General features: G+C 49.3%; 23 protein-coding genes. 15 read left to right on the top strand and 8 right to left on the bottom strand.

All coding sequences use genetic code 11. The annotated features are described in order from the left end of the window. Positions 1 to 301 precede the first annotated feature (301 nt). The 3 genes from D1831_RS11340 to D1831_RS11330 all read left to right on the top strand — a co-directional run bounded on the left by D1831_RS11340 (position 302) and on the right by D1831_RS11330 (position 4,598). Positions 302 to 1,717 carry a DASS family sodium-coupled anion symporter gene (locus D1831_RS11340; protein WP_125073042.1) on the top strand — a complete coding sequence of 472 codons (1,416 nt, stop codon included), beginning with the start codon at positions 302 to 304 and terminating at the stop codon, positions 1,715 to 1,717. A gap of 205 nt (positions 1,718 to 1,922) precedes the next feature. After that, positions 1,923 to 2,807 carry a LysR family transcriptional regulator gene (locus tag D1831_RS11335; protein ID WP_125073041.1) on the top strand — a complete coding sequence of 295 codons (885 nt, stop codon included), beginning with the start codon at positions 1,923 to 1,925 and terminating at the stop codon, positions 2,805 to 2,807. Positions 2,808 to 2,912: 105 nt separating this feature from the next. Next, positions 2,913 to 4,598, top strand: coding sequence for a glycoside hydrolase family 2 protein (locus tag D1831_RS11330; RefSeq protein ID WP_225422864.1), 1,686 nt, complete (start codon positions 2,913 to 2,915; stop codon positions 4,596 to 4,598). Positions 4,599 to 4,643: 45 nt separating this feature from the next. On the opposite strand, the gene D1831_RS11325 is transcribed toward D1831_RS11330, so the two are convergent. Further along, positions 4,644 to 5,648, bottom strand: a complete 1,005-nt coding sequence (locus D1831_RS11325; protein WP_125073040.1) for a choloylglycine hydrolase family protein — start codon at positions 5,646 to 5,648, stop codon at positions 4,644 to 4,646. A gap of 302 nt (positions 5,649 to 5,950) precedes the next feature. On the opposite strand from D1831_RS11325, the gene D1831_RS11320 reads away from it, so the two are divergent. The 3 genes from D1831_RS11320 (at position 5,951) to D1831_RS11310 (ending at position 9,318) form a co-directional block, all read left to right on the top strand. Then, positions 5,951 to 7,288 carry a threonine/serine exporter family protein gene (locus D1831_RS11320; protein ID WP_125073039.1) on the top strand — a complete coding sequence of 446 codons (1,338 nt, stop codon included), beginning with the start codon at positions 5,951 to 5,953 and terminating at the stop codon, positions 7,286 to 7,288. Positions 7,289 to 7,446: 158 nt separating this feature from the next. Next, positions 7,447 to 8,424 (top strand): aldo/keto reductase, encoded by a 978-nt coding sequence (locus D1831_RS11315; RefSeq protein WP_179950329.1) that lies wholly within the window; start codon positions 7,447 to 7,449, stop codon positions 8,422 to 8,424. A 147-nt stretch (positions 8,425 to 8,571) separates the two neighbouring features. Beyond that, positions 8,572 to 9,318 (top strand): tyrosine-protein phosphatase, encoded by a 747-nt coding sequence (locus D1831_RS11310; protein WP_125073037.1) that lies wholly within the window; start codon positions 8,572 to 8,574, stop codon positions 9,316 to 9,318. 37 nt (positions 9,319 to 9,355) lie between these two features. Here the strand turns inward: D1831_RS11310 and D1831_RS11305 are convergent, their stop codons facing one another. Continuing rightward, positions 9,356 to 10,771, bottom strand: coding sequence for a 4-hydroxyphenylacetate 3-hydroxylase N-terminal domain-containing protein (locus D1831_RS11305; RefSeq protein WP_179950328.1), 1,416 nt, complete (start codon positions 10,769 to 10,771; stop codon positions 9,356 to 9,358). A gap of 91 nt (positions 10,772 to 10,862) precedes the next feature. Beyond that, positions 10,863 to 11,312 carry an ASCH domain-containing protein gene (locus D1831_RS11300; protein WP_125073036.1) on the bottom strand — a complete coding sequence of 150 codons (450 nt, stop codon included), beginning with the start codon at positions 11,310 to 11,312 and terminating at the stop codon, positions 10,863 to 10,865. A gap of 206 nt (positions 11,313 to 11,518) precedes the next feature. Between D1831_RS11300 and D1831_RS11295 the strand changes: the two genes are divergently transcribed. After that, positions 11,519 to 12,187 carry a type 1 glutamine amidotransferase gene (locus D1831_RS11295; protein ID WP_125073035.1) on the top strand — a complete coding sequence of 223 codons (669 nt, stop codon included), beginning with the start codon at positions 11,519 to 11,521 and terminating at the stop codon, positions 12,185 to 12,187. Between the two features lie 145 nt (positions 12,188 to 12,332). Here D1831_RS11295 and D1831_RS11290 read toward each other — a convergent pair whose 3' ends face one another. After that, positions 12,333 to 13,262, bottom strand: coding sequence for a helix-turn-helix transcriptional regulator (locus tag D1831_RS11290; protein ID WP_125073034.1), 930 nt, complete (start codon positions 13,260 to 13,262; stop codon positions 12,333 to 12,335). 100 nt (positions 13,263 to 13,362) lie between these two features. On the opposite strand from D1831_RS11290, the gene D1831_RS11285 reads away from it, so the two are divergent. The 6 genes from D1831_RS11285 to D1831_RS11260 all read left to right on the top strand — a co-directional run bounded on the left by D1831_RS11285 (position 13,363) and on the right by D1831_RS11260 (position 19,193). Next, positions 13,363 to 14,010: an FMN-dependent NADH-azoreductase gene (locus tag D1831_RS11285; protein ID WP_404819901.1), complete on the top strand. Its 648-nt coding sequence runs from the start codon at positions 13,363 to 13,365 to the stop codon at positions 14,008 to 14,010. 186 nt (positions 14,011 to 14,196) lie between these two features. Beyond that, positions 14,197 to 16,203, top strand: coding sequence for an elongation factor G (locus D1831_RS11280; RefSeq protein WP_125073032.1), 2,007 nt, complete (start codon positions 14,197 to 14,199; stop codon positions 16,201 to 16,203). 118 nt (positions 16,204 to 16,321) lie between these two features. Then, entirely contained in the window at positions 16,322 to 17,212 is an 891-nt protein-coding gene (locus D1831_RS11275) for an EamA family transporter (RefSeq protein ID WP_125073031.1), read from the top strand. 148 nt (positions 17,213 to 17,360) lie between these two features. Further along, on the top strand, positions 17,361 to 17,801 hold the full coding sequence (locus D1831_RS11270) for a LytTR family DNA-binding domain-containing protein (protein ID WP_125073030.1): 441 nt from the start codon (positions 17,361 to 17,363) through the stop codon (positions 17,799 to 17,801). Next, positions 17,786 to 18,217, top strand: coding sequence for a hypothetical protein (locus D1831_RS11265; protein WP_125073029.1), 432 nt, complete (start codon positions 17,786 to 17,788; stop codon positions 18,215 to 18,217). The genes D1831_RS11270 and D1831_RS11265 overlap by 16 nt, the downstream gene beginning before the upstream one ends. 136 nt (positions 18,218 to 18,353) lie before the next feature. Continuing rightward, entirely contained in the window at positions 18,354 to 19,193 is an 840-nt protein-coding gene (locus D1831_RS11260) for a zinc ribbon domain-containing protein (protein ID WP_158610663.1), read from the top strand. Between the two features lie 55 nt (positions 19,194 to 19,248). Here the strand turns inward: D1831_RS11260 and D1831_RS11255 are convergent, their stop codons facing one another. Both D1831_RS11255 and D1831_RS14560 read right to left on the bottom strand, forming a co-directional pair. Beyond that, positions 19,249 to 20,577: an MATE family efflux transporter gene (locus D1831_RS11255; RefSeq protein WP_125073027.1), complete on the bottom strand. Its 1,329-nt coding sequence runs from the start codon at positions 20,575 to 20,577 to the stop codon at positions 19,249 to 19,251. Between the two features lie 177 nt (positions 20,578 to 20,754). Continuing rightward, positions 20,755 to 20,907, bottom strand: coding sequence for a hypothetical protein (locus D1831_RS14560; RefSeq protein ID WP_179950327.1), 153 nt, complete (start codon positions 20,905 to 20,907; stop codon positions 20,755 to 20,757). A 286-nt stretch (positions 20,908 to 21,193) separates the two neighbouring features. On the opposite strand from D1831_RS14560, the gene pepI reads away from it, so the two are divergent. Further along, on the top strand, positions 21,194 to 22,078 hold the full coding sequence (gene pepI / locus D1831_RS11250; protein ID WP_125073026.1) for a proline iminopeptidase: 885 nt from the start codon (positions 21,194 to 21,196) through the stop codon (positions 22,076 to 22,078). 190 nt (positions 22,079 to 22,268) lie between these two features. Here pepI and yaaA read toward each other — a convergent pair whose 3' ends face one another. Both yaaA and D1831_RS11240 read right to left on the bottom strand, forming a co-directional pair. After that, positions 22,269 to 23,015 carry a peroxide stress protein YaaA gene (gene yaaA, locus D1831_RS11245; protein WP_125073025.1) on the bottom strand — a complete coding sequence of 249 codons (747 nt, stop codon included), beginning with the start codon at positions 23,013 to 23,015 and terminating at the stop codon, positions 22,269 to 22,271. Between the two features lie 169 nt (positions 23,016 to 23,184). Next, a complete protein-coding gene (locus D1831_RS11240; RefSeq protein WP_125073024.1) occupies positions 23,185 to 24,231 on the bottom strand; it encodes an SDR family oxidoreductase in 1,047 nt (348 codons plus the stop codon). A 140-nt stretch (positions 24,232 to 24,371) separates the two neighbouring features. Between D1831_RS11240 and D1831_RS11235 the strand changes: the two genes are divergently transcribed. Then, the gene (locus tag D1831_RS11235; protein WP_125073023.1) at positions 24,372 to 24,932 is read left to right on the top strand and encodes a TetR/AcrR family transcriptional regulator; all 561 of its coding nucleotides are present in this window, start codon (positions 24,372 to 24,374) and stop codon (positions 24,930 to 24,932) included. The last annotated feature ends 9 nt before the right edge of the window (positions 24,933 to 24,941 follow it).

Genomic DNA, 24,941 nt, shown 5'->3' with positions numbered 1-24,941 from the left:
TAAATAAGTGTCCAAAATGTTTTTTTGGTTTTTATAAAAAATATTTATAAAAATAATGATTTTATCCATGGAATTTAATTGGCACTAAAAAATAAATAGATTTGCCTAAATAGTCGTAAATACAACGGTTACAATAATCTTAATCCGTACTTTTCCCTGAATTACTTTAGGCCGAATTGACAGAATGATAAATTAAGTTATGTTAAATAACGAAAAGCCGTTAGGAAACGAACGGTCAGTTCGCAATAGCATGTGAATATGTGAACATCTGATTAAACCAACGAGTAAGGGGAAGGTAACGATGAATAATAACGTTAAATGGAAAGGGTTTATATTACCGTTAATTTTAGGCGTAGCAATTTGGTTATTAACGCCGTTTAAACCGGTGGCCATTACCGTGGTGGCCTGGCACCTATTTGCGATCTTTGTGGCGACGATCGTGGCCTGTATCACGAAGCCACTGCCAATGATGGCGACGACCTTAATTGGAATTACCGTGGCAACGTTGGCCGGAATTTTTAAGATGGACGAAGTGGCCGCGGGCTTTGGTAATTCAACGGCCTGGATGGTGGCCATGTGCATGTTTATGGCCGCGGGGTTCATTAAATCGGGGTTAGGTAAACGAATCGCCTACCTATTTGTTAAGGCGTTTGGCAAAAAAACGTTAAGTTTAGCGTACGCGTTGTCTGTCGTTGACGGGGTCTTGGCCATTGGGATTCCGAGTAACAACGCCCGGGTCAATGGGATTATGTATCCAATTATTGATAACTTATCTCGAGAAATGGGTTCGGATCCGGATCAAGGGACCCAACGCAAAATTGGTTCCTACCTCGTTTTTAATGAATATGAAATTAATAATGTGACTTCAGGACTGTTTTTGACCGGGTTAGCGGGTAATATGATTGCCATTGGCTTAGCAAAAATTCAAGGAATAACGGTTAGTTGGATGCAGTGGTTTGCCGCCGCGAGTGTTCCGGGAATCGTGGCGCTACTCGTGATTCCGCTAGTACTCTATAAAGTTTATCCGCCAGAAATTAAAGCGACGCCCAACGCCCACGCCTGGGCCGACAAGAAGTTACAGGCCATTGGTAAAATGGGATTAAGCGAAAAAATCATGGCGGGCACGTTCGTTTTAGCAATTATCCTGTGGCTCGTTGGGGCTAAGATCGGGATCGACGCGACGGAAGTTAGTTTTATCGCGGTCGTGGTGCTGCTCCTAACCGGAGTCTTGACAACTAAGGACCTGCTCAACGAACACTTCGCGTGGAACATCTTAGTCTGGTTATCGATCATTATGCTGATGTCACAGAAATTAATGAAACTGGGCTTTTTCCCGTGGTTTTCTAAAACGCTGGGGCTCCTGCTTAACGGAATGAATCCAATCGTTGTTTTAGCCATTTTATTCTTAGTTTATTTCTACCTACACTATATGTTTCCAAGCATCGCGACCCAGGTATCCGCTTTGTACGCGGGCTTTTTGACCGTTGCAATTGGTGCCGGAGTACCCCCAATTTTGGCGGCAATGATGTTAGCCTTCTGTGGGTCCATCAACTTATCAACGACTCCGTATTCAGCGGGTCCTGCGGCGCTATTGTCGAGTACCGGTTACGTTTCTAACGCCGACTGGTGGAAGTTAAGTGCGTTAGTGGGCGTGATTTTTAACGTAATTTGGCTCGGCGGCGGCCTTCTCTGGACGAAGGTCTTAGGACTCTGGTAAAGCTCAGAAAAAAACGGTATAAATTTTTGAAAACGCGTCAGTTGCTCAGCAGTCACCGAGCAATTGACGCGTTTTGGCGTGTGTAAAAGGTGCTGAAACGTGCGCCAAGTCAGTCACGCCCCTTTTCTAAACAAACGAAGTTGGCACGAACCAGAAAACGCTTTATGATAGTAGCAGGAACGTTAATGCTAAGGGGAGTGATCAGGTGAATGAACGGGATTTAAAGTATTTTTGTTACCTAGTGGAAACGGGGAATTATACGGAAACCGCGGAACATTTTCGGGTGACCCAGCCCGCTATTTCGGCCGCGTTGAAGCGGCTAGAAACGGATTACGCCATCACATTGTTAACCCAGCGTAACCACCGGGCGAAGTTAGAAACGACGCCGGCGGGGCGGGTGCTATACGTTAAAGCGACTCACCTGATCAAGGAGTTGGCCCAGGTTGAACTGGAAGTGCAACACGCTAATGAAACCCAAGTACGACTGGGATTTTCAAACGTTGCCGGTGGGATTTGGTTACCCCGGGTCATCAAGCGGTTTATTAAGTACCAATTATTAGATCAGGTCACGACAACGGTGGCCGATTCCGAACCATTGTTAACACAGTTGCGCGATGGCAAGCTTGACGCGGCGGTTTTTTCAACGCTGGTACCGGAAAAATCGAGTGATTTACGGGTCACGACCTTGGAAGAGCACGCCCTGAGTTTTTTGGTCAACGTTAATAACCCGTTAAGCCGGTTAGCAACCCTGCACGTTGCGGATTTAAAGGACGTTCCCATCGTTGCGCGCCCCAAACACGCCCTACCCCGTACCGCGTTAGAACGACTATGTCGGCAAGGTCGGGTGCGCCCAAACATTATTTATGAAGCCCCGACGAACGCGTTGGTTGAGGGACTAGTGGCGCAAAATGTGGGAGTGGGGCTGGTCATTAAGGATTCCGTTGTCCTACGTGATCAGGTCGTCAGCGTACCACTAGCGCCACGGGAACAATTAGATTGTTACATGCAGTTAGCAGTGCGCCGTTCATTTTTGCCGAATGCCCAGCAACAACGCTGCATTGAGTTGCTCAAGGACGTTCGAAGACGTTGATTTTTATCAGCTTAACAATGAACACAAATACCCGCATTTTGCAGGCTTGTTGCCGTTATTAATTGGGCGTAGGCTGGCCTTAAAAGATTGATTTTGGGGTGAGCAATGGTGATTCGATTATTTGAGCAACACCACGTCCGACGGGTCCGTGAACTGGACGGAACGTGGGAATTTCAACGGGAAAATGATTCGCAAACGTACCATTTGGCGGTTCCAGGTTGTTGGGAACAGCACCCCGACCTCGCCACGTACCGTGGGCGCGGCCAGTACCACCGTACGATTCAAGTTGAACGGGCGGGGACGGACTTACAGTTTGAATTCCAAGGGGTTAGTCACACCGCCGACGTCTACTTCGACGGTGTCAAAATTGCACACCACTACAACGCGTACACGCCGTTTACGGCCAGAGTTGCGGACGCGACTGCGGGATCACACCAGTTAACGGTGGCCGTCGACAACCGTTTTAGCGAAGCGTCGGCTTTACATAAACCTAATGACTATTATACGTACGGTGGAATTGTTCGGGGCGTGACGGTGGCCGAAACGCCCGCCGTATTTATTAAGCAAAGCCATTTTACAAGTACGATGACGGCGATCGGCTGGCGGGGAGAACTCCTGGTGACGGTGGTCAATACGGCCGCTACCGCTAAGCCAGTCGCGTTGAACGTTAGCTTGGCGGGGCAGCGGGCCACGTTATCTAGCGCTACGTTGGCGCCACATACGTCCCGGGTATTGCGGTGGTGCGCCCCGTTTGACCAGGTCACGGCGTGGTCACCGGCCCACCCGCAACTCTACTTAGCAACGGCGGAATTAGTGGTGGCCGAGCGGGTGATTGATGATTTGATTGAACGGGTGGGCTTTCGACAGGTTAAAACGGTGGGCAACCGGATTCAGCTTAACGGACACCCGGTTTTCCTGCAGGGCTTTAACCGCCATGAGGATAGCGTGGCGTTTGGTTGTGCGTTGCCGTTTCAACAACTGGTTCAGGACCTCGACTTAATGGTGGCGATGGGGGCCAACGCGGTTCGGACGGCCCACTACCCGAATGACCAGCGGTTTCTCGACCTTTGTGACGAACGCGGACTGTTGGTTTGGGAAGAGGCCCACGCCCGCGGGCTAACCGTAAAGCAGATGCAAAATCCAAATTTTGACCGTCAGTGTGCGGCTTGCAACCGTGAAATGGCGACCGCCCACTTTAACCACCCCAGTATCGTCATTTGGGGGCTTTTAAACGAATGCGCTAGTGATACCACGGTTGGACGTAAAAAGTATCAAGCGCAGTACCAACAACTCCGCAAACTTGATTCGACGCGCCCGCTAACGTCGGCCACTTGTCAGCACTTTAAAGACCGCTGCTTAGACCTTCCCGACGTTGTCTCCTACAACCTGTATACGGGCTGGTACGAAGACGGCTCGGTCAAGGCCGGCAACGCCCGCGAGCTGGCCTGGATTGACCAAACGGCGGGGCGGGGTAAACCGTTAATTGTGAGTGAGTTTGGTGCCGGCGGGATTTACGGTTATCGTAACCCGACCCGTTGTAAGTGGAGTGAGGAACGGCAGGCCGATATTTTAGGGGAATGTTTAGATACGTACCTCAACGATCCCCGTTTATCCGGTACGTTTATTTGGCAATTTTGTGATTGCCGGGTGACCGAGGAAGAGTGGTTTGCCGTGCGCCCCCGTTCGTATAATAATAAGGGTGTTTTGGATGAATACCGACGCCCCAAACTGGCTTACGACGTTGTTAAGACTAAGTTTAAGCAGCATTTGCACCAGTTAAATCAACAATAGACGTTAAAAAGGCAATGATCCCGTTGACCATTGCCTTTTTAACGTCTATTTAGCGACTTGTTCGGGGTTTAAAACGTGCACGCGCGGCTGGTGGTTGAGTGGGTATTCCACCGGCTGCGTCACGCTGTTGAGCAAGTCAGCGGTCAGCGCAACTTGTTGTAATTCGCCCGGGTTTTCGTATAGTTCCATGCTATAGGTCAAACCGTCTAGGTCCATATAACTACGGTATTCCGTGTAATCACTTTGACCACTACTGATCTTCTTAACGCCCTTTGGAATGGTGACTGAATTTAAAATAAATTGAAGTAGGTTGAGAGTTTCCGCCGTCGTTTCTGGAACGTCGGTGTAATGTTTTAAAAAGTTTGTCCGTACGAACCGTGAAATTGAGGTATAGTCACCGGGCAACCCAATGGCACCGGTACCGGGTCCCTGCGTTTCGGGCTGATAATTGCCGTATTGTTGGAGGGGTTGTTCCACGTTGGTTAACATCCCGTAAGTGCTGATATTCTGTAAATGCCAGTGTAAATCGGGTGAGTTGGTCATGACTCCAACCGGATCATCCGTTAAATGCAGGTCACCACCAGTAGGTTCTAAAACCGCAGTTTTACCGGTTGGATCACTAATGATAAAGTGCAACGGTGGAATTACGCCGATAAATTCGGCCGTACGACTGACAATTTGAACGTTTTTGAGTTGTGCTTGAAGATCAGCAACGCTGTTGGCGTTACCCAAGATCCACGCGACGACGTCCGCCGGTGCGAGGGCTAACTTGCCAGCATCCGCTTTTTGCTGATACACGGCGTGGTCTGGAAAGTAGAGGGTCGCCACCCCGACGCCGTACTCGTTCACGCCGTCGGTAAACATCTCGTGTGCCAACTGTCGGCCGGCCCCCACGAACCCGTACTTAGTCGTAAAGTCCCCAGCATCCCCTTGGACGGTACGGTTGCGCGGCATCAACATGACGCGGGCCCCAAAGTCGATGTTAAAGTCCATGGTACGGGCTAAAAAGTGACCACCATTTTTGTTAGTATAAGTTAAACTCGTGCACATTAAAAATCATCCTTTCCAGTTATTATGACGACCAATTTATCACATTTATACGGGGGCGACGATCAATCACACGTGTAACTGGTTGGCTGGTAAGGAAAGCAATTGAATCAACGGAAAAATTAAAAATCGACCCGTCGTTGTTGGATAATTAAAGTTATAATTAAAGGGAATTATGCAGAAAATACTTAGAACAAAGCTGTTTAGAAAACTGAACAGCTTTATTAGGATTACCCATAGTGCCAATGGGTTGGCTTAGTAAGCCCATTTTTTAAAATTAGTTGAAGTAACTTACGGAGGTACGCATGGCTAACAATGATCAGCCGGAATTGTCGCAACGCCACCACATGACAATTCCGTGGAAAGACTTTATTCGCAACGAAGACGTGCCGGCTAAAAACGCCAGTTTACAAGAACGAACGTCAATTGTCGGGCGGATCGGGATCTCGCTATTATCCTGTGGAACAGGGGCTTGGCGGGTCCGGGACGCGATGAATACGGTGGCACGGAGCTTGAACTTAACTTGTTCGGCCGATATCGGCCTCATCGCGCTGCACTACACCTGTTTTAGTCACGAGCGCAGCTACACGCAGGTACTCTCGCTGCCCAACACCGGGGTCAATACCGATAAATTAAATAGCTTGGAAAAATTTGTCAGCGATTTTGACGAACGGTACGCCGACCTGACGATTCGGCAGCTGCACGTGGCGATTGATAAGGTTCAGGCCCGCCCGAAACAGTACACGCCGCTGATTTCCGGGTTAGCGGCGGCCTTAGCCTGCAGCGGCTTTATTTTTTTGCTGGGCGGGGGCCTTCCTGAAATGCTGTGTTCCTTTTTAGGCGCCGGTTGTGGTAACTACGTCCGGGCCCGGATGGGGAAACGGTCGCTAACGACGATTGCCGGTATTGCGGTAAGTGTCGCCGTGGCCTGTTTAGTTTACATGGCAAGTTTTAAACTGATTGAAATGGGCTTTCACGTGTTATCCGAACACGAAGCCGGCTACATTGGGGCGATGTTGTTCGTGATCCCGGGATTCCCGTTTATTACCAGTATGCTAGATATTTCTAAACTGGACATGCGCTCCGGACTGGAGCGTTTGGCCTACGCTATCATGATCACTTTGATTGCGACGCTGGTCGGTTGGCTAGTGGCAACCTTGTTCCACTTTAAGCCGGGGAACTTCTTACCGCTGGGACTATCACCGTTGGCGTTAATGCTATTGCGGCTACCCGCTAGTTTCTGCGGGGTCTACGGTTTCTCAATCATGTTTAACAGTTCGCAAAAAATGGCGATCACCGCTGGGTTTATGGGGGCAATTGCGAATACCTTACGCCTAGAACTAGTGGATCTAACGGCCATGCCCCCGGCCGCGGCGGCGTTTTGCGGGGCGCTGGTAGCCGGACTACTGGCGTCGCTCATTAACCGGTATAATGGTTATCCGCGGATCTCACTAACGGTGCCGTCAATCGTGATCATGGTGCCGGGTCTTTACATTTACCGGGCCATTTACAACATTGGGAGTAACCAAATTGGAACCGGCGCGCTGTGGTTGACTAAGGCGACCCTGATTATCATGTTTTTACCGTTGGGCCTATTCGTCGCGCGGGCGCTGATGGATAAGGAGTGGCGACACTTCGATTAAGCTATGTGAGTAAAACACCATCCGGATTTTTCATCCGAGTGGTGTTTTTTATAATCTGACTAATAAAATGAAAAATTTTAATGCGTAACGCTTGGCTTAGAGTTAGCTGTAAGCTCTATACTATGAGTGAACGTTAAGTATGAAGGGAAGGTAGCATGATGAAATACCGTAAATTTGGAAACACCGGTTACGACGTCAGTGAAGTTTCGTTGGGAACCTGGCAACTGGGGGGCAAGTGGGGGTTACCCTTTAGCGAAAAGGACGCCATGGATACGTTGGCGGAAGCCTACGACCGCGGGGTGAACTTTTTTGACACCGCCGACGGTTATCAGGGTGGTGCCAGTGAACACGCCGTGGGACAATTTTTGAAAACCCACCCCGACGTCCATTACACGACTAAAATTGGGCGTAAAGAGGAACCGTTGTCGTTGGACCATTTTAGTCCCCAAAGCGTCGACCGCTACGTGGATGAATCATTGAAGAACTTGGATGTGGATTGCCTGGACACCGTTTTGTTGCACTGCCCACCAACCCAGTTGTTGTACCAACCGGAAACCTTCTTTGAACTGGACAAGCTTAAGCAGGCCGGTAAAATTCGGCACTACGGGGTGAGCGTTGAAAAGGTCGAAGAGGCCATTAAGGCGATGGATTACAATATTTCTGCCATTGAAATTATTTTCAACATGTTCCGGTTACGACCGGCCAACCTGTTCTTTGATTTGGCAAAACAGCACAACGTCGGGGTTTTGGCGCGGGTCCCGTTGGCGAGTGGGTTGTTGAGCGGGAAGTACACCGCCGAAACCAAGTTTGCGCCCGGTGATCACCGGACGAATAACCGTAACGGGCAGCACTTTGATAAGGGAGAAACTTTCTCCGGGGTCGATTTTTTGACCGGGGTTAAGGCTGCCGACGAATTAAAGCAACGGTTAGGTACCGATAATTTAGCGGCGGTGGCGTTGCGCTACATTTTAATGTACGACGCGGTTTCCGCCGTAATTCCGGGTGCTAGCAACCCGACCCAAATTGAACGCAACACGAGCGCGGCCGATTTGGCACCCCTGACGTCGGAGCAGATGGCCGTCGTTCGGGATGTTTATGATAAGTACATCAAAAATCCAGTCGAATATCTCTGGTAAATGTTACACTTCAAATGCCTGGCCGTTGCTTTACGGCTGGGCGTTTTTTAGTTGGTAAAATTAACGTGGAATGGTCTCGTTTTCCCGGACTTATTAAATTGAATGACCTACAATGATGGTTAAGAATATGCTTGGAGGAGGGATACCATGCAACCAATTACGAATTTTCGGACGCTGGGTGGTTATCACAACTTGGCTGGTCAAACGGTGAAACACGGCTGGCTGTACCGTTCCGGCCAGTTGGATAAGTTGGATCCGGACCAGCTGCAATACTTGACGCACGATTTAAAAATCAAACGAATCGTTGATATGCGAACGGCCGAAGAGCGCCAGCGGTTCCCGGACGTTCCGGTACCGCACGCCGATTACACCGTTTTAGATATTTTGGAGCAAACCGGTGGCGCCGGGGCCAGCTTACAAAGCATGATCGTGGGTAACGGCAACGTCCATGACCGGATGCTCGAACTGTACGAACAACTCGCACTCAGTTCCTCAGCCCGGGCGGGTTACCACCAATTTATTACTGGTCTACTAAACCCCGTCCCAGTAGTTTTTCACTGCTTTGCGGGGAAGGATCGCACCGGAGTAGGCGCAGCGTTGATTCTCAAAATTTTAAACGTCAGTAACGAACAAATCATGGGGGATTACTTGCAAACAAATTTACGCCGGGCGGACGCCAACCAAACGATTTTAACGGCGTTAACGGGGAAGGTTTCCACGGACCAGTTAGCCGCCATTGACACCGCGTTAAAGGTTGACCGGGACTATTTGCAACGTTACTTTGACGTCATCAACCAACGTTACGGAACGTTTGAAAATTACCTGCACGCGGGCCTGAACTTAACGGCTAGTGAATTAACACAAATTAGACGGTTGTACTTGGAAACGGCGTGATAAAAGGGGCGACTCATAGCGAGTCGCCCCTTAATAATTATCGTTTTAATAAGTTATCTAACATGGCATTGCCGGCACTAAGGTTTTCATCGTGATAGTGCATTGAGCGAATCCGCATTGGGTCACCACCGTGGTAGTATTCGTACATTAACTGACGCTGACCGAAGCCGGCCGTCGTTAAATCGAAGACTAAGTTTAATAATTTGGAGCGGTCCTGCGCTTCGGCGCGGTCAGTTGTCAGGGCTTGTTCTAAAAGCGGGCCGTTTTCACCTTTAAACTCGGCAAAGCCCGGTACGCCGACCATTGAACCAGCGGCAAAGTGTTGGGCCGCCTTAAGGGCTGTCTCGTAGAATTCGGGTAACGTTGAACGTACGGCTAACAGGGCCTGCTGACTCGGCGTGTAAATTCCAAATTCATCTAAGTGCCCCTCTTCTTCGGACCGGGTAATGGTGCCCTTGATCAGTTCCAAGTTAGCCGTTAAACGACCCAATTTTTCTTGAACCCCTAAGAAACCGTCCAGCCCGAGAACGTGGGCCGTTCGGATGGCTAAACTCGTGGCAAATTCTAACTTAGTGATGCCCCGAACCTCGTCTTGGTGGGAGGTGTGGATGAACATGCCGGATTCAATGAAGAAGCGGTTACTCATCTCCACGTCGTTTTCGACGAAGACCTTGTTCCACGGGATAAAGGCGTGGTCAAAAACAATGTAGGCGTCAATTTCGTCAAGGGCGTTACTCAGCGGGTAATCATCTTCCGTGTAACCGGGGTGGTCCAGCAGTTTGCGACAAATGACTTTAACGCCCGGGTTGTTTAACGGTGTGGCAAAGGCCACCGCGTAACTCGTGTCGCCCTTTTCGAGTAACAGTTCCGGTGGATTAAAGACCAGTAGATCGTCCGCAATCGGGGCCATCGTGTTTACCATTTTGGCGCCGGAAACTACGATACCATCCGCCGTGCGTTCCAGCACGTGGACGCCAGCGTAACCGGACGGGATGCCGTTAATGGCCTTCTGGCGGTCTAACTGTGGATTTTGAAGCGCGTGACTAATAAAGACGTCGTTTTCTTTGATCCATTCAGCGTAGTGTTTCGCGTTTTCCCCAAAGTCGGTGTATTGGTTATGGCCTAAAAACGCGCTGCGTTCGGCTAAGACGGCCATCCCAGTGTTTAAAAAGTCCGGTGTCCGGCCGAGCATTCCGTTATTGCTTTGCGCAATTTCTTGGTAAGCCTGGTGTTTTTGCCGGAGATCGTTGATGGTTCGCGGGACCTTGAAGGCGATGTCGTAAGTCCGACCATTCTCTTGGTAGGTGTGGACTTGCGGGTGGGTCCGTTGCAAAGCGTAGTACTGGTTATTCAGTGCTAACGTTTTTCTGAAAATTGGAACTTCTGAAACCTTGATGCGCTGACCGTTCAGGTAAACTTCGCGACCGTCGTCGAGCTGTTCAATCGTGTGCATGGATAATTCCCCCTTTGTTATTCCTTTCACTATATCACTGTGTAAGCGGTAGCAATAGGGGGATTTGTTGATTAATTAAACAAACGGTCAGTTATTTTGCAGGGTAGACGACGTGGAATTGTTCCAGGACCATTTGCGCCGTTTGTGGATTAAATTGGTGACCTTCCGTTTGATATTCTTGGCGAAAGAAGGTGGTGTGTGCCCGTCGCCAACTACTGAGACTCCGGTCACCTTCCCCCTCGTTAAAGGCGTGCTGAGCATTAACGGCTAGGTAGGGTTGGATGGTAACGTGATCAGTTTTAGTCACGCAAACTGGATTTTGTTGTCCGTCTAAAATGACGTCGTAGGCCCCCACTTGGGGGAGCGGTTCGTTAGTTTCGTAGAGGTCGTACGCACTGGTTGTTGCCGTTTTAGTACCAGTTAATACGAGTTGCGCCAGTTCAGTGGCGTCCACGCCGAACTGATAGGCACTCTGTAACTTAGTTTCAACGGGTAGGTGTAAAGCCCGTTTAGCCTGTTCAAAATAGGATTGGGGTGTCATCGGATAAGCTCCTTAGAGTGTGAGATTAGCTTCAGTTTAAATGAAATCAAGATTGCTGTAAATTAGGGAATGTTTCACGTGAAACATTCCCTGATTAGGTGAAATTGATTGGAGTGCGCCTCCCTGAACCCGTGTTATAATGAAGCCATCTTGGGGATTTGCAGGCGATACCCACACCAAACATTGCCGTTGAGGAAAGGACTACCATGCGAATTAACGTTTTGCAACACACGCCAAACGAAGGTCCGGGAATGATTGAAGACTGGGCCAACGCGCACGGTCACGAACTGTTTGTGTACCACCCGTACCAGTTTGGTCACCTCCCGACGGCGGCCGCAACCGATTTGCTGATCATCTTAGGTGGGCCGATGAGCCCGAACGACGAGTTACCGTGGATCAAACGGGAACGCGTGCTGATTCAGGAATTATTGGACCAAGACGTTCCGATGTTAGGCGCGTGCTACGGTGCGCAGCAAATTAGTAAAACGCTGGGTTATCCGGTTACTAAGGCTCCGGCTAAGGAAGTCGGTTGGGCACCGGTTTACCGCCAGAGCACCGTTATTCCGGGAATTCCAGAGAAATTAACCGTCCTGCACTGGCACGAAGAGATGTTTACCGTGCCAGCCGGAGCGGAATTACTATTTTCAAGTGACCGGGTCAAAAATCAGGGCTTTGTGTTGAATCACCGGGTGGTCGGGCTCCAGTTCCACTTTGAGCCTCGTGCCAATAACGTCCGGGAAATGGTTGTGAACGACTACCCGTATATTCAGGGCTCGGTCTTAAAACAAACGGCGGCTGAAATTATGGCCACGCCGGTCCCGGCAGAAAATCGGGTTGTCCTGGATAAAATTCTCGATTACATCACGGCAAAATAATTATTCAGAAAACTGAACAAACTAAAAAGAGGCAGTGACAAAAGTTACTGCCTCTTTTCTTCTCCGAATGATTATTGTCGAAACGGGTTTCAAAAGTCAGCGGGCGCCGCTTAACGGCTAATCGACTTTTGGCATACGCTGTTTGTTAGTGATACATGGCTTTGATCTGGTCAATGGCGGCTAAGTAGCCCGTCTTTAATGCTTGTGGGGCGATAATTTGAACGTTGGTGCCCAGGCCAAGCAGGTATTCAACCATGTAGTCGTACTCGTCCTGATTGTAGCCGCCGTACAGGTAGTCCTGACCGTCAACTTGCTTCAGGTGCATGTTGGGGTAGTTATTGCGCTGGACCATTTCTTTGCCCAGCGGTGTCAGCTTGCACTTGTAGGCCACGTTATGGTGTTGCTGGTTGTACGCGGCTTCGCGCTGTTTTAACGTGGCGTGGGTAAAGGGGGCGGGCTGTTTGGCTGGCTGAATGGCCGTGACCGTATCACAACGGACGATCTCCCAAGCATCAGTAGTTAAATTGACGCCGCTAAAAAACCAGACGCCGTTGCGGTACAGGAGGTCGTAGAGTTGAAAAGCCTGACTAGTTGGACGGTCGGTTAACCGGAGTGCGACCACGGTTTCATCCAAAATGGCGTCTAGGAGTTGGCGTAGAAATTCCGGAACGTCGAGGTTGGGAATCGTGTAGTAGTTAACGACTTCTTGTAGACGGCTGACCTTGTGTTGCTCGGTAAGGGGCAGGGTCGCCATTAGTTTTTGGTAGATGGTGGTGTAGGATTTTTCAAACGGCGTTGCCGATAATAGGCTAAGCGCCTTAATCGCAAAAAAGAGCGCGTTGATTTCTGGCAGGTTTAATAATACCGGGGCCCACAATTGGCGTTTGGTTAACTGGTAACCGCCGTAACGACCCGCTTCAACGTAAAACGCTAACCCTAACTGTTCTAGTGAACTGATGTCACGCAGGGCAGTCCGTTTAGAGATGTTAAACTCAGTCATCAGGTCGTTGACGTGAAAGTGCGTTTTATAACTGAGAAAGATGAGTTCCTGATTTAAGCGTTCAGAACGGTTCATTTTAATTACCTCAAAAATAAAATTTTAAAGGTGCCGTTACTTGGCACCTTTAACCGGTATTATAAACCCTGTTGAAAGCCAAAAGAAATGAGGAACTTAAATAATGAAAACTTTATTGATCAATGCTCACCCAGATTTTCGTAACGCCGCCCACTATTCCGTTCAGATGGAACAAGCTTTTTTAGCTAAATTTCGCGCAGCCTTTCCCGACGAAACCGTCGACGTTTTAAACTTATACGACACGGAGATTCCACGGGCCACGACGGAAGAACTCCTCGGCGTGTGGGAAAAACAGGTCGCCCACGTTAGCTTAAGTCCCGCCGAACAACACGTGCAGGCCGTGAATCAGCGCCTGCTCAAGCAGTTTAAGGAACACCACCGGATCGTCATTGCATCCCCGTTGCATAACTTTAACGTGACTTCTAAGATGAAGGACTACATGGACAATATTTTGGTTGCCCGTGAGACCTTCCGTTACACTGAAAACGGGTCAGTCGGGTTAATGACGGATAATTATAAAGTTATGTTAATGCAAGCGAGTGGCTCAATTTATACGCGCAATGACCGTTACACCCCGATGGAATTTTCTCGGTTATACCTTGATAAAATGTTCCGAGAAATTATGGGTTTTGACGCCTTTTACATGGTTCGGGTTCAAGGGACGCAAACCCAGGGTGTGGACGTCGCGCAAGCCGTTAAGGATGGTCAAGCGGAACTAGACGCCGCTTTCCCGGAATTTTACAAATAGAATAATGAATGACGGCTAAAAACTGTTAGTCCGTTAACGACCAACGATCGGAGTACCCGTATTAGGGGGGCTGCGGTCGTTTTTTGGGGTTGGTGGTGCCCTTGACGATGGTCAAATTGGTCATCTGGTCAGGATAACCGGTATACTACAGTTATTAATAGTTAAAAGAATTCGAGGCAACTAATCATGAAACACATTGTAACGGGCATTGTCGCCCACGTGGATGCCGGTAAGACTACCCTGTCGGAGGCGCTGCTTTACCGTGCGGGCGCGCGCCGTAAATTGGGGCGGGTCGATAACGGCGACGCGTTTTTAGATACTGACGCATTAGAAAAGCAGCGCGGGATCACCATTTTTTCGCACCAAGCTAATTTAGAGTTTAACGACGTTCGGCTAAACTTGCTGGATACTCCGGGCCACGTGGACTTCGCAAGTCAAACGGAACAAGTTTTGAGCGTGCTGGATTATGCCATTTTAGTAGTGTCGGCCACCGACGGTATTCAGGGGTATACGCGCACCCTGTGGCGGTTACTCGCGCGTTACCACGTTCCAACCTTTATCTTTGTCAACAAGATGGACGCGGTCGTGGCGGACGGGCCTAAATTGTTGAAACAATTACAGACGGTGCTGGCGCCCGGTTGCGTGGCGTTTAACGCACCGGATCTAACCGAGCCAGCACCAGTCGACGGGGCACTGCCGGCTACGTCGGTGGAAGACGTGGCGACCCAAAACGACGATGTTTTGGCCGATTATTTGGAAACTGGTCAGCTTCAAGACGGCGCCATTCAGCAAATGATCAGCCACCGGGAACTATTCCCGGTCTACTTCGGGGCGGCTTTAAAATTAACCGGCGTAGACGCACTCATGGCCGGCTTAGAACGCTGGACACAACCGGCTCCGTTGCACAAGACGTTTGGCGCGAAGGTTTTTAAAATTACGCACGACGAACAGGATGAACGGCTGACTTGGTTACGGTTGACCGGGGGTGAACTCCACCCGAAGGACGTGGTATTAGGTGAACAGAAAGTTAACCAATTGCGTTATTATAACGGGACCCGCTACGTCACGAGTACGAGCGTGCCGGCGGGTGAAATTTGTGTGATTCCCGGTTTAACGGGAACCTATCCGGGACAGGGGTTAGGCCAAGTACCGGACGGCCAATCCCCGCAATTACAACCAGTATTGACGTACGCGGTCGATCCCCAAGCGGAAGACTTACACGCCTGTTTAGCCGCGTTTCGCCAATTAGAAGATGAGGATCCCCAATTGAACGTGACCTGGTCGAGCCACTTACAGGAAATTCGGGTCCAAGTCATGGGTAAGATTCAGTTGGAAGTGTTACAACAAATTTTGAGGGACCGTTTTAACCTGCAAGTGGGCTTTGGAACGGGCAGTATTTTGTATCAGGAAACTATCACACAACCGGTGGAGGGCGTCGGCCACTTCGAACCGTTACGCCACTACGCCGAGGTACACTTATTGCTGCAACCAGCGCCCCGCGGCAGTGGTCTAAGTTTTGCGGCCGACTGTTCGTTAGAGGTGCTCGGGAAAAATTGGCAGCACCAAGTCTTGAGTAATTTGCGGGCGAAGGAGCAACTGGGTGTGTTAGTTGGGGCACCACTGACCGACGTTAAAGTTACGCTGATCGGTGGACGGGCTAGCATCGTGCATTCCGTGGGTGGCGATTTCCGGGAAGCAACATGGCGGGCGTTACGTCAAGGCTTGATGATGCTCCGAACTCGGGAGGCGTGTCAGTTACTTGAACCCTGGTACCGGTTCCGCCTTGAAGTGGGTCAGGACCAAGTCGGGCGGGCCATGACGGATATTCAACGGATGTACGGGGACTTTGAACCGCCGGTGGCCGGTGACGGGGTGGCGACGGACGGGAGTCCCCTGACGGTGATTACTGGAACGGCACCGGTTGCGACCATGCGGGACTATTCCCAGGAGGTCCGCGCCTACACGCACGGCCAGGGTCAGTTGGAGTGCCTAGTGGATGGTTACCGGCCGTGTCACGATACCGCGGCGGTCGTTGCTGCTAGTGATTATCAACCGGTGGCCGACTTGGAAAACACCCCCGATTCCGTTTTCTGTGCGCACGGCGCGGGTTACCCGGTGGCCTGGGACCAGGTTCCGGCCATGGCTCACGTGCCGTACCGGTATTCTCAGGACCAGTTAGCCCACCTTAATTAGAATGAGTGAACGGCTAGCCGTATTTTACGGTGGCCGTTTTTTTTCGTGGTTGTAAATTTGAGGAACGGACGAGTACTATGGAATAAGGGGGAAAGTTAACGAAAAAAGGATGGTTTTTTTGAAGAAGTTAGCACCAATTTTTGTGGCGTTGGGCGCCATTAGCTTTGGTATTCCGGCGTCACTGTTTAAAATCGCACGGGCGCAGGGCGTCGTTAACGGGCCACTACTATTCTGGTCGTTTTTGAGCGCGGTCATTATTTTAGGCATTATTCAAATTGTGCGCCGGCAATGGTTCTGTCAGCAACATACTAGTTGGCGTCAAATTGGACTGGTCGTGGCCGCGGGGACCGCTTCCGGCTTTACCAATACGTTTTACATTCAAGCACTCAAGTTGATTCCGGTCGCGGTGGCCGCCGTAATGTTAATGCAGGCCGTTTGGTTATCCACGTTATTGGGGGCACTGATCCACCACCGTTGGCCGTCCCGGTTGCAGGTTCTAAGCATCGTTTTGGTTTTGGTGGGGACGGTCTTAGCTGCCGGATTATTTCCCATTACGACCGCGTTATCGCCACTCGGATTATTGTTTAGTTTCTTAGCGGCTTGTGCTTACGCGTGCACCATGCAGTTTACGGCGAGTCTGGGAAACAACTTGGACCCGTTATCGAAGACCTGGTTACTATGTTTAGGGGCCTTTTTACTGATTACCATTGTGTGGGCACCGCAAATTGTGCACGCTCCAACGACCGTGGCAACCGTGAAGTGGGGTGTCTTAATTGCCCTATTTTCGATGGTGTTTCCGTTGGTGGTTTATTCAATCTTTATGCCGTACTTAGACCTCGGCATTGGCCCGATTCTGTCATCGTTGGAATTACCGGCCTCCATCGTGGTGGCGTTTGTTTTACTAGGTGAAACGGTTAGTTGGTCACAAATTGGCGGGGTGATCTTGATTATTGCGGCGGTGATCATGCCCAACGTTTTGGGGATGCGGCGCCCCCGTCGTCACGGTTAATATTTTAGTTAAGTCGACGCTCCGTGAATAACGGGGCGTTTTTCTTTTGGGTGCAACTAAGTGGTTAAAAGGTGTCCCAAACGAAAAATTAGTCGCGTAAGGACGGTGAAATTGGTATTCTTTTGGTTACGGAGGGGGAGTAAATTGCATGAAAATTGAATATGATTGGCGGGCTGGAATGGACCGGGAAACGTTGTACGTGACGGCCCACCCTAGCAACCGCCAGTGGGTGACTAAGTTATTACACCAAGAACAACTAACGGTCCAAAGCGCGTTAAACGGGCATACATACAGGTTAGACTACCATGAAATTGTGACCATCACGGCGCTAACGCAGCAATCGTGCGTGCGGACGCTTAGTGGTCAAACGTACTACGTGGCTGGGCGGCTTAAAGCGTTGCAATATTTAGCAGCGGCAGGACTGATGCGGATCAATAACACCACCATTTTAAACCTGGCCTTAATTACTAACTTTGGTACCGAGAAGTACGCTCGTTTGGTGGTGGAAACGACCACGGGCCAACAGTTAATCGTCAGTCGTCACTATGCTAAACAAATCCGGGAGGCGCTACTATGTACAAAACGTTAGTGACAAACTTTATCCGTGTTACCTTACTAACGACGTTATGGGTCCTGTTGTTAGTCACGTTATTTATGGGAAATCAGCTACTAAGTGTGGGAACCGTGTGGCGTTTCTTTGGCATTGGTGGGGTGATGGGACTAGTCATGGGCTGTGGGTATCCCGTCCTTTGGAACGTGGTGACCTGGCCCGCACCGGTGACGGTAGTGATAGCAACGGGGCTCAACGTTTTAGCGGGTTACTTAGTGACAGCGTTGTTTTCAAATGACTGGTTGTACCAGCTAGTTCCGTTTTGGTGGGAAGTGGCGCTGATAACGCTAATTGGACACACTTTGTTTTTTTACGTTTATCAAAAATGGCAAAGTCAAAAGATGGCCCGCAGGTTAAACCAGCTATCGGCACAGCGGCATAATCAGCGCGACTAGGTGTTGCTATGAAGGAGTCTGGTGTTTCCCCGGAATCGAATGGTTAAACGTTGTTAATTAAGTGAACGTTTATGCTATGATAAAACTGTTTCAGGGTAACGATACTGGAGTAGATTTATTGGGAAGAGGGAGAAACATGAAAAACGCAAAATTTTGTCCGCACTGTGGGGCTGAATTGGAAGCGGGAGTTAAATTCTGTTCAAAGTGCGGTTATCAGTTAACCGATACGGTTACGAATCAAGCCAGCGCCACGCAACCGGCGGCGGATGCCAACGAGACTAAACAACCGCAAGCGACGCAGACCACGACGTCTGAGCATAAGGCCGGTGATTTTTCGGCACGGTTGGATGCCATGGTCAACTGGGTCACGAATAACTGGGCAACTGCAATTATTATTATCGTCGGCCTGTTACTATTTACGCTCATCACGCGGGCCATGTTTTACAACGTGTGGCTAGGATTAGTCGCTCTGGTCGCCGTACTGTTGTGGTTATACAGTTCGGCTTGGACTAACGGCAGTGGCGCGACCGCGTTTGAACAAAAATTACGACACGTGACGCAAAGTACGGTGGATTCAGTCAATCAGACGGTAGACGCACACCAGGCAAATAAGATGATGAAGTCAACTGAAACTAAGTCACAGATGGATAGTGATACTCAGGCTCAAGCTGGTGCAACCCAAACGAGTCAGGCGGCCGGGGGTAACACGGTGTACATCCAACAATCCGCGCAAAAAAGTAATGGTCTGGGAACGGCCGGCTTCGTTTTGGCACTGATTGGTTTGTTTACTTCCGTGATTCCATTCGTGGATTGGGTCATTTGGTTCTTAGGGGCGCTGTTCTCGTTTATCGGTTTATTCCGACAACCACGGGGGTTAGCAATTGCCGGGTTTATTATTTCATTCATTGGTGTCATCATTATTTTGACGATTGCCACGGCCATTGCGGGACTTCTAGGCATTGGCGGTATGCTTTAAAAGCTAATTAACGCTGTAAAAAAGGAGCCACCGAATGGGGGCTCCTTTTAATATGCTAGTGATTAAATTGAACGTTACGAAACGCGCGGCGGTAAAGGTACCAGCCAATCAGACAGGTCAACACGTCGGCGACCGGCTGAGCCCAGATGATTCCGTTTAACCCGAATAGTTGAGCCAGGATCACGATGGCTAAACCGAGTAAGACGGCCTGACGGGAAAGCGCCATAATCAGCGCGCTGGTACCGGCCCCGACCGATTGGAAAACGGTCGTGAAGACTAGGATAAAGCCGACCAACGGGGTGGTGATCAACATGGCGCGCAGCATCACGGTCCCCATGGTAACGATGGCAGTTTGGGCCATAAATAGTTTAATCAGTTGGGGCGTAAAGATGATTAGGATGACGGCGCAAACGAATGCGTACCCGCCTTCGATTTTTAAATCGTAACGAAGAATTGCCCGCAGTCGTTGCCAATTTTTGGCACCGTAATTGTAGCCAACCAGCGGTTGAGCACCAAACGCAAACCCGACCATGACCATCATGACGACCATGTAGATTTTTTGAACGATCCCCATGGCCGCCACGGCTTGGGCACCGTACGCGGCTAGGTAGCTATTCAATAACATCATACCGAAACTCTGCGTGAGATTGGTTAGGGAAGCCGGAATACCAACGGCCACGACCGCTTTGAACGCGGGACGTGAAACGTGTGCTTGCCGGGGTGCTAACGATAACGATTTAGCCCGCCGCATGAAAATAATTAGTAAGCCGGTGTTCACGGCAAATCCCAAAACGTTGGCGAAAGCGACACCGGAAGCGCCCCAGTGAAGCCCAAAGAGAAACATTGGATCGAGAATAATGGTTAAAACCGTTCCGCTAATGGTGGCAATCATGGAGAACTGTGCCAACCCCTCAGTCCGAATAATGTTGCCGGGGACTAGTGAAACGATGATGAAGGTCGAACCTAAAACTAAAACGCGGTAAAAATCAGCGATGTAGGGCCGGGTTGCGTCCGTGGCGCCTAGTAGGTTTAAAATGGGTGCTTCAAAGATCAGCAATAGAACGGTCAACACGATGCTAAGGGCGATGGCAACGTAGAAGCAAAAGCTGCTCACGCGAGCGCTTTGTTGGTAATCATGTTTCCCCAAAGCCCGGGAAATCACGGCACTGCCGCCCAGACCAAAGATATCACCAACCGCTAACATGAAGGTGAATAGCGGACTACCCAGCGCGATGCCGGCCACGAGGTCCGCGTTACCGGTCTGCGCGACGAAAAACGTGTCGGCCAGGTTGTAAATCATGCTGGCTACCATCCCTAAAACTACGGGCAGCGCGAGTTGCATGTAGGCCTTTGGAATCGGGGCCTTCTCAAATAAATCATTCAAAAATAGTCACTCCTTATCTGAACGGTCGCTTGTCAGATGGCATGACTTGACGGAACAGAAATATAATATTTTTTATCATATTAATGATACGCTTGGAATATTGGGACTTCAAATGCGCTTTAAACAAAAAACGAGTCGACCAACGTGGCCGGCTCGTTACGCTAATAAACAAATATTTTAAAGAAAATCGATTTGGTGCAAGTTGGCCGGCATTTTACCATAATGACGGCTTACCGTCCCTGCTTGCATGGCCTTGGCACCGTTAATAAAGTGTGTGCCCGTAGCCGCAATCAAACCCATTCCTAAAATAGTAATAATACTTAATACCATCATTATTCACCCTTTTCTGATTACTTTTCGACTCCATTGTAGCGCTTGCAGAAGTGATGTCATTTGACTTCCATGAGAGAAAGGTTAAAGTTTTCTTTTTTAAGCCGTTAAATGAAAATTCCTAAGATTATTAAGTGTAATTAGCGAATTACTTAGGATTTAGTGCTTTTACTCCTTATAATATAAAGCATTTTAGCGGGGGTTGCCGTAAAATAATCATGGTAAGGCAGCTAACTTTAAGAAACTAAAAGCTGAGATATAAATGAAGGCTAATGAGGTGTTTTGATTGCAAATTAAAGAGGGTTACGTGCCGTTTCACGGCTATCAGACGTATTATCGAATTGTGGGTGAAAAACACGCTGAGCAGGTCCCGTTGTTGCTGTTACACGGTGGCCCGGGGTCCACGCACAATTACTTTGAAGCCTTTGATGAACTGGCCGCAAGAACTGGTCGCCAAGTAGTCATGTACGATCAATTGGGCTGTGGCCGTTCTTCGATACCGGCTGACCCTAGTCTCTGGCGCAAGGAGACGTGGGTGGCCGAACTAAAAGCCGTTCGCCGTTACCTTCATTTAGACCGGGTACACCTATTGGGACAGTCGTGGGGTGGTATGTTAGCCATTATTTATCTGTGTGATGACCACCCGGTGGGCATTCAAAGTTTGATCCTAGCCAGTACGTTGTCGTCGGCTAAGCTCTGGGCACAGGAACAACACCGATTAATTAAGTTCATGGCTCCTGATGAGCAGGCTGCTATCGCGACCGCGGAACGGACCGGTGATTTTACGACCGCCACTTATTTGGCCGCTAACCAGCGGTTCATGGAATTGCACGCCACGGGACCGGTAACGGCAACTGATCCGGAGTTTCTGCGACGGCCAAAGCGGACGGGGACGACGGCGTATAACGTTGCGTGGGGGCCCAACGAGTATTGTCCAACCGGTACGTTAGCCGATTACGACTATACGCAGCGGTTAACTCAAATTAAGGTGCCAACGTTGGTTACGAGTGGAACGAACGACCTCTGTACGCCCCTAATCGCAAAAACGATGGTCGACCATTTACCGGACGCACGGTGGGCCCTTTTCCCTCGTAGTCGGCACATGGCCTTTATTGATGAACACGCAGCGTATATGGCCCGGATGCAAACTTGGTTGGCTCAAAATGATTGATTGAAAACACGGCGGTTCGCAGCTTGCGGGTCGTTTTTTATTTCCCGGGAAATATTAAAACTTTAGGTTTGTGCTGGGCCCGGCTTCAGCACGGAACCTTTGGACCGATTGATGGGTGTAACCGTGTAGTAAATTAAAAATGATTTATCACCGGTTGTTAACTGAGTGATAAATCATTTGGCTTAAGAACTTATTTTTGATAAATAAAAACCAATTGGCTAGGGGTAGAACGAGTCGAATCAAACTGGTAGTCCGGGTCATCAAATTCTCGAATCCCGGCTACGTTGGTGATTTGATGTTCGGCTAAGAACCGGACCATGGCGCCGCGGGCCATTTTAGCAAGGGTTGCCTTTGTTTTTAACTGACCGTTGACTAAGCTAGCAAATACGATGTCGACCATTGGTTGGTCGGGGGCGAGGTAGGGGCGAATAATTTTAGCGTACTCCAACGAGGCTAAGTTAATAATTGGTTCGGGAGTGGGTGTTAAGGCCTGGTAGAGCTGGTTGCCCCAAAAGTCGTATAAATTGTTAGTTGAACCGACGGCTAAGCGAGCCTGCATCTCCAACCGGTAGGGGACGACACCGTCAAAGGGACGTAAAATACCGTAAAAACCCGATAGAATGCGGAGATTGCTACGGACATAATCCAAGGCTGATTGGGTGAAGATGTCTGGGGCCATGTAACGGTACTGGATCCCGCTATAACTGAGTAGAGCGGGTGTCTGGCGGTGATCTAAGTCGAGTTTTTGCAGCCACTGATAGTTTGATTGGGCAAGCTTATCACTACAATGCCAAAGTGTTTTGGCTTGGTTATAATTGAGTTGTCGGAGCGCTTGCAGTAATTCACGCGTTTGGTCCAAGTACTGCGGTTGAGTTTCAACGGGAAAACTATCTTGATCAACAATCATTTTCTTGGCCGGGGCGATGATGATTTTCACGCTTTTCACTTCCTACTTAACTAGTCTTATTGAAAACAAGTGTACCACTTATTAGAAATGAGTATATATAATTTAAATCGAACGCTAACCATAACATAAAAATTACCCCACCATACCGATGTTTCACGTGAAACATCGGTATGGTGGGGTAATTAAGGTTGTAGGGTGATTAGTTATGCTTGGGGGCCTTAACGATGCCTAAATCAATCATTGATTGAGCCGTGGCGATAATGGCGTCGGCCGCGGAACGGGGGTGCCAGTTAAGCATGGTAACGGCTTTGGCATTACTCGTTTCGGCGTAAGTGCCAACTAATCCCGCCACCATTTTTAAATAGGGCTTGGTGAGAGCGGCTGCCTTAACCACGGCGTTAGGTAGTTCCTTGGTAGGTAATTGGCTAGCAAACGTTGGAAAGGCTGTACGAAGTACGTTGGCGACGTCTAACATGGACAGTGTTTCGCCGGTAGTTGCCAGGAAGCGTTCCCCGTTGGCTTGGGGTGCCGTCATGGCTAATAAATGCAAGCTAGCAACGTCACGAACATCGACGTAACCCGAATCAACTTTGGGAACGGCCTTCGTTTTCCCTTCCAAGAAGTTCTGAATTTGAATGTTGGAGTGGGAATAATCGGCGGCCAAAACGGGTCCCATGACGCCGACCGGATTAACGGTGGCTAGTTCTAAACCGTTGCCTTCATTTTTAATAAAGTTCCACGCCGCCTGTTCAGACAAGGTTTTAGATTTTTGGTAAGGATGAATATTTTTGGCTGATAGGTCTGACCAGTCTTTTTCGGTATAGAGGGTCGACCGGTGCTTATGCCCGGCGAAGATGGCACCATAAGCGGAAGTCATCACGACCCGCTTAACTCCGGCGTTACGGGCGGCTTTAAGGACGCGTAAAACGCCGTCGACGGCCGGTCGAATCATCTCGTCTTCATTTTTAAAGTTAAGGGTGGGGGTTGGTGAGGCTACTTGCATCACGTAGGTAGCACCGGCCATCACCCGGTCCCAATTTTGATCTGAAGTCAAGTCAGCCTCAACGATTTCTAGTTGGCCAAAATCGGTTACCCCACCAGTCGCTAGCATCTGGTGAATTAAGTCAATTTTTTTAAGGGAACGAACGGTGGTGCGGACCGCGTAGCCCTGTTGTAAAAGTTGTAAGATGATGTGGACTGCGATGAACCCACTACCACCGGTAACGACGACTAATTGCTTTTTCATAAGTATGCTTCCTCCGCATTTAGAACCTGATTATTTTTTAACTGATGTTACTCTTGTAACGTCTGTGAAGACATCCTACAATGGACTCAGCAATTAAACAAGCAAATCACGAGCATCTGTGACAAATGGGAGGAATTGTAATGGCAGCGACTAATCATGCTCAGGCAATCAAACAAGATTCGAAGGATTATTTAACGACGGCGTTACTACAACTATTGAAAACTAAGGATCTTAATACGCTTACGGTCACCCAGGTGGTTAAACGGGCCGGGGTTAGTCGAATGGCGTTTTACCGCAATTTTGAAACGTTGGACGACGTTTTGTTAGGCTATTTTCGGCCTGCAATTACGGCTCGGTTTAAAGATGTTCAAGAAGACGTCCCCCAAGCAGAAAAGCTGCAAGCTATGGGGCAGTTCTTTATCAATTTCGCCGATACCATGAAGTTGGCAGTGGACCGGGGCTTTGAACATATTATTCGGCAAGTTTTTAATGAGAATATGGTGATCTTTTATCAGAAAAGTGTGCAGTGGCAAAATATAAGCCCGGTCCAACAGCGTTATTGGACCCAATTCATGAGCGCCGGGGTCTATGCCATCTGGCGGGAATGGTTACTGGGTGGACAACAGGAATCGTTGACGGAGATTCATAAAATTATTGCGACGTTTCAGGAGGCGACGATGCATTCACTGACATTACGATAAGGTAATTAT

This window comes from Lactiplantibacillus garii (assembly GCF_003885105.1).
GTDB classification, from domain to species: Bacteria; Bacillota; Bacilli; order Lactobacillales; family Lactobacillaceae; genus Lactiplantibacillus; species Lactiplantibacillus garii.
Note: the sequence above shows the minus strand (reverse complement) of the source record. Positions and strands in the feature narration are given on the sequence as shown.

What these genes read in the sequence shown, in the direction of transcription:
- D1831_RS11330 (WP_225422864.1), top strand. Translation starts at nt 2,913, where the DNA reads ATGGTGATTCGATTATTTGAGCAACACCACGTCCGACGGGTCCGTGAA.
- D1831_RS11265 (WP_125073029.1), top strand. Translation starts at nt 17,786, where the DNA reads ATGTACAAAACGTTAGTGACAAACTTTATCCGTGTTACCTTACTAACG.
- D1831_RS11300 (WP_125073036.1), bottom strand. Translation starts at nt 11,312, where the DNA reads ATGACACCCCAATCCTATTTTGAACAGGCTAAACGGGCTTTACACCTA.
- D1831_RS11325 (WP_125073040.1), bottom strand. Translation starts at nt 5,648, where the DNA reads ATGTGCACGAGTTTAACTTATACTAACAAAAATGGTGGTCACTTTTTA.
- D1831_RS11295 (WP_125073035.1), top strand. Translation starts at nt 11,519, where the DNA reads ATGCGAATTAACGTTTTGCAACACACGCCAAACGAAGGTCCGGGAATG.
- D1831_RS11235 (WP_125073023.1), top strand. Translation starts at nt 24,372, where the DNA reads ATGGCAGCGACTAATCATGCTCAGGCAATCAAACAAGATTCGAAGGAT.
- D1831_RS11320 (WP_125073039.1), top strand. Translation starts at nt 5,951, where the DNA reads ATGGCTAACAATGATCAGCCGGAATTGTCGCAACGCCACCACATGACA.
- D1831_RS11270 (WP_125073030.1), top strand. Translation starts at nt 17,361, where the DNA reads ATGAAAATTGAATATGATTGGCGGGCTGGAATGGACCGGGAAACGTTG.
- D1831_RS11305 (WP_179950328.1), bottom strand. Translation starts at nt 10,771, where the DNA reads ATGCACACGATTGAACAGCTCGACGACGGTCGCGAAGTTTACCTGAAC.
- D1831_RS11310 (WP_125073037.1), top strand. Translation starts at nt 8,572, where the DNA reads ATGCAACCAATTACGAATTTTCGGACGCTGGGTGGTTATCACAACTTG.
- D1831_RS11260 (WP_158610663.1), top strand. Translation starts at nt 18,354, where the DNA reads ATGAAAAACGCAAAATTTTGTCCGCACTGTGGGGCTGAATTGGAAGCG.
- D1831_RS11280 (WP_125073032.1), top strand. Translation starts at nt 14,197, where the DNA reads ATGAAACACATTGTAACGGGCATTGTCGCCCACGTGGATGCCGGTAAG.
- D1831_RS14560 (WP_179950327.1), bottom strand. Translation starts at nt 20,907, where the DNA reads ATGGTATTAAGTATTATTACTATTTTAGGAATGGGTTTGATTGCGGCT.
- D1831_RS11290 (WP_125073034.1), bottom strand. Translation starts at nt 13,262, where the DNA reads ATGAACCGTTCTGAACGCTTAAATCAGGAACTCATCTTTCTCAGTTAT.
- D1831_RS11340 (WP_125073042.1), top strand. Translation starts at nt 302, where the DNA reads ATGAATAATAACGTTAAATGGAAAGGGTTTATATTACCGTTAATTTTA.
- D1831_RS11315 (WP_179950329.1), top strand. Translation starts at nt 7,447, where the DNA reads ATGAAATACCGTAAATTTGGAAACACCGGTTACGACGTCAGTGAAGTT.
- D1831_RS11240 (WP_125073024.1), bottom strand. Translation starts at nt 24,231, where the DNA reads ATGAAAAAGCAATTAGTCGTCGTTACCGGTGGTAGTGGGTTCATCGCA.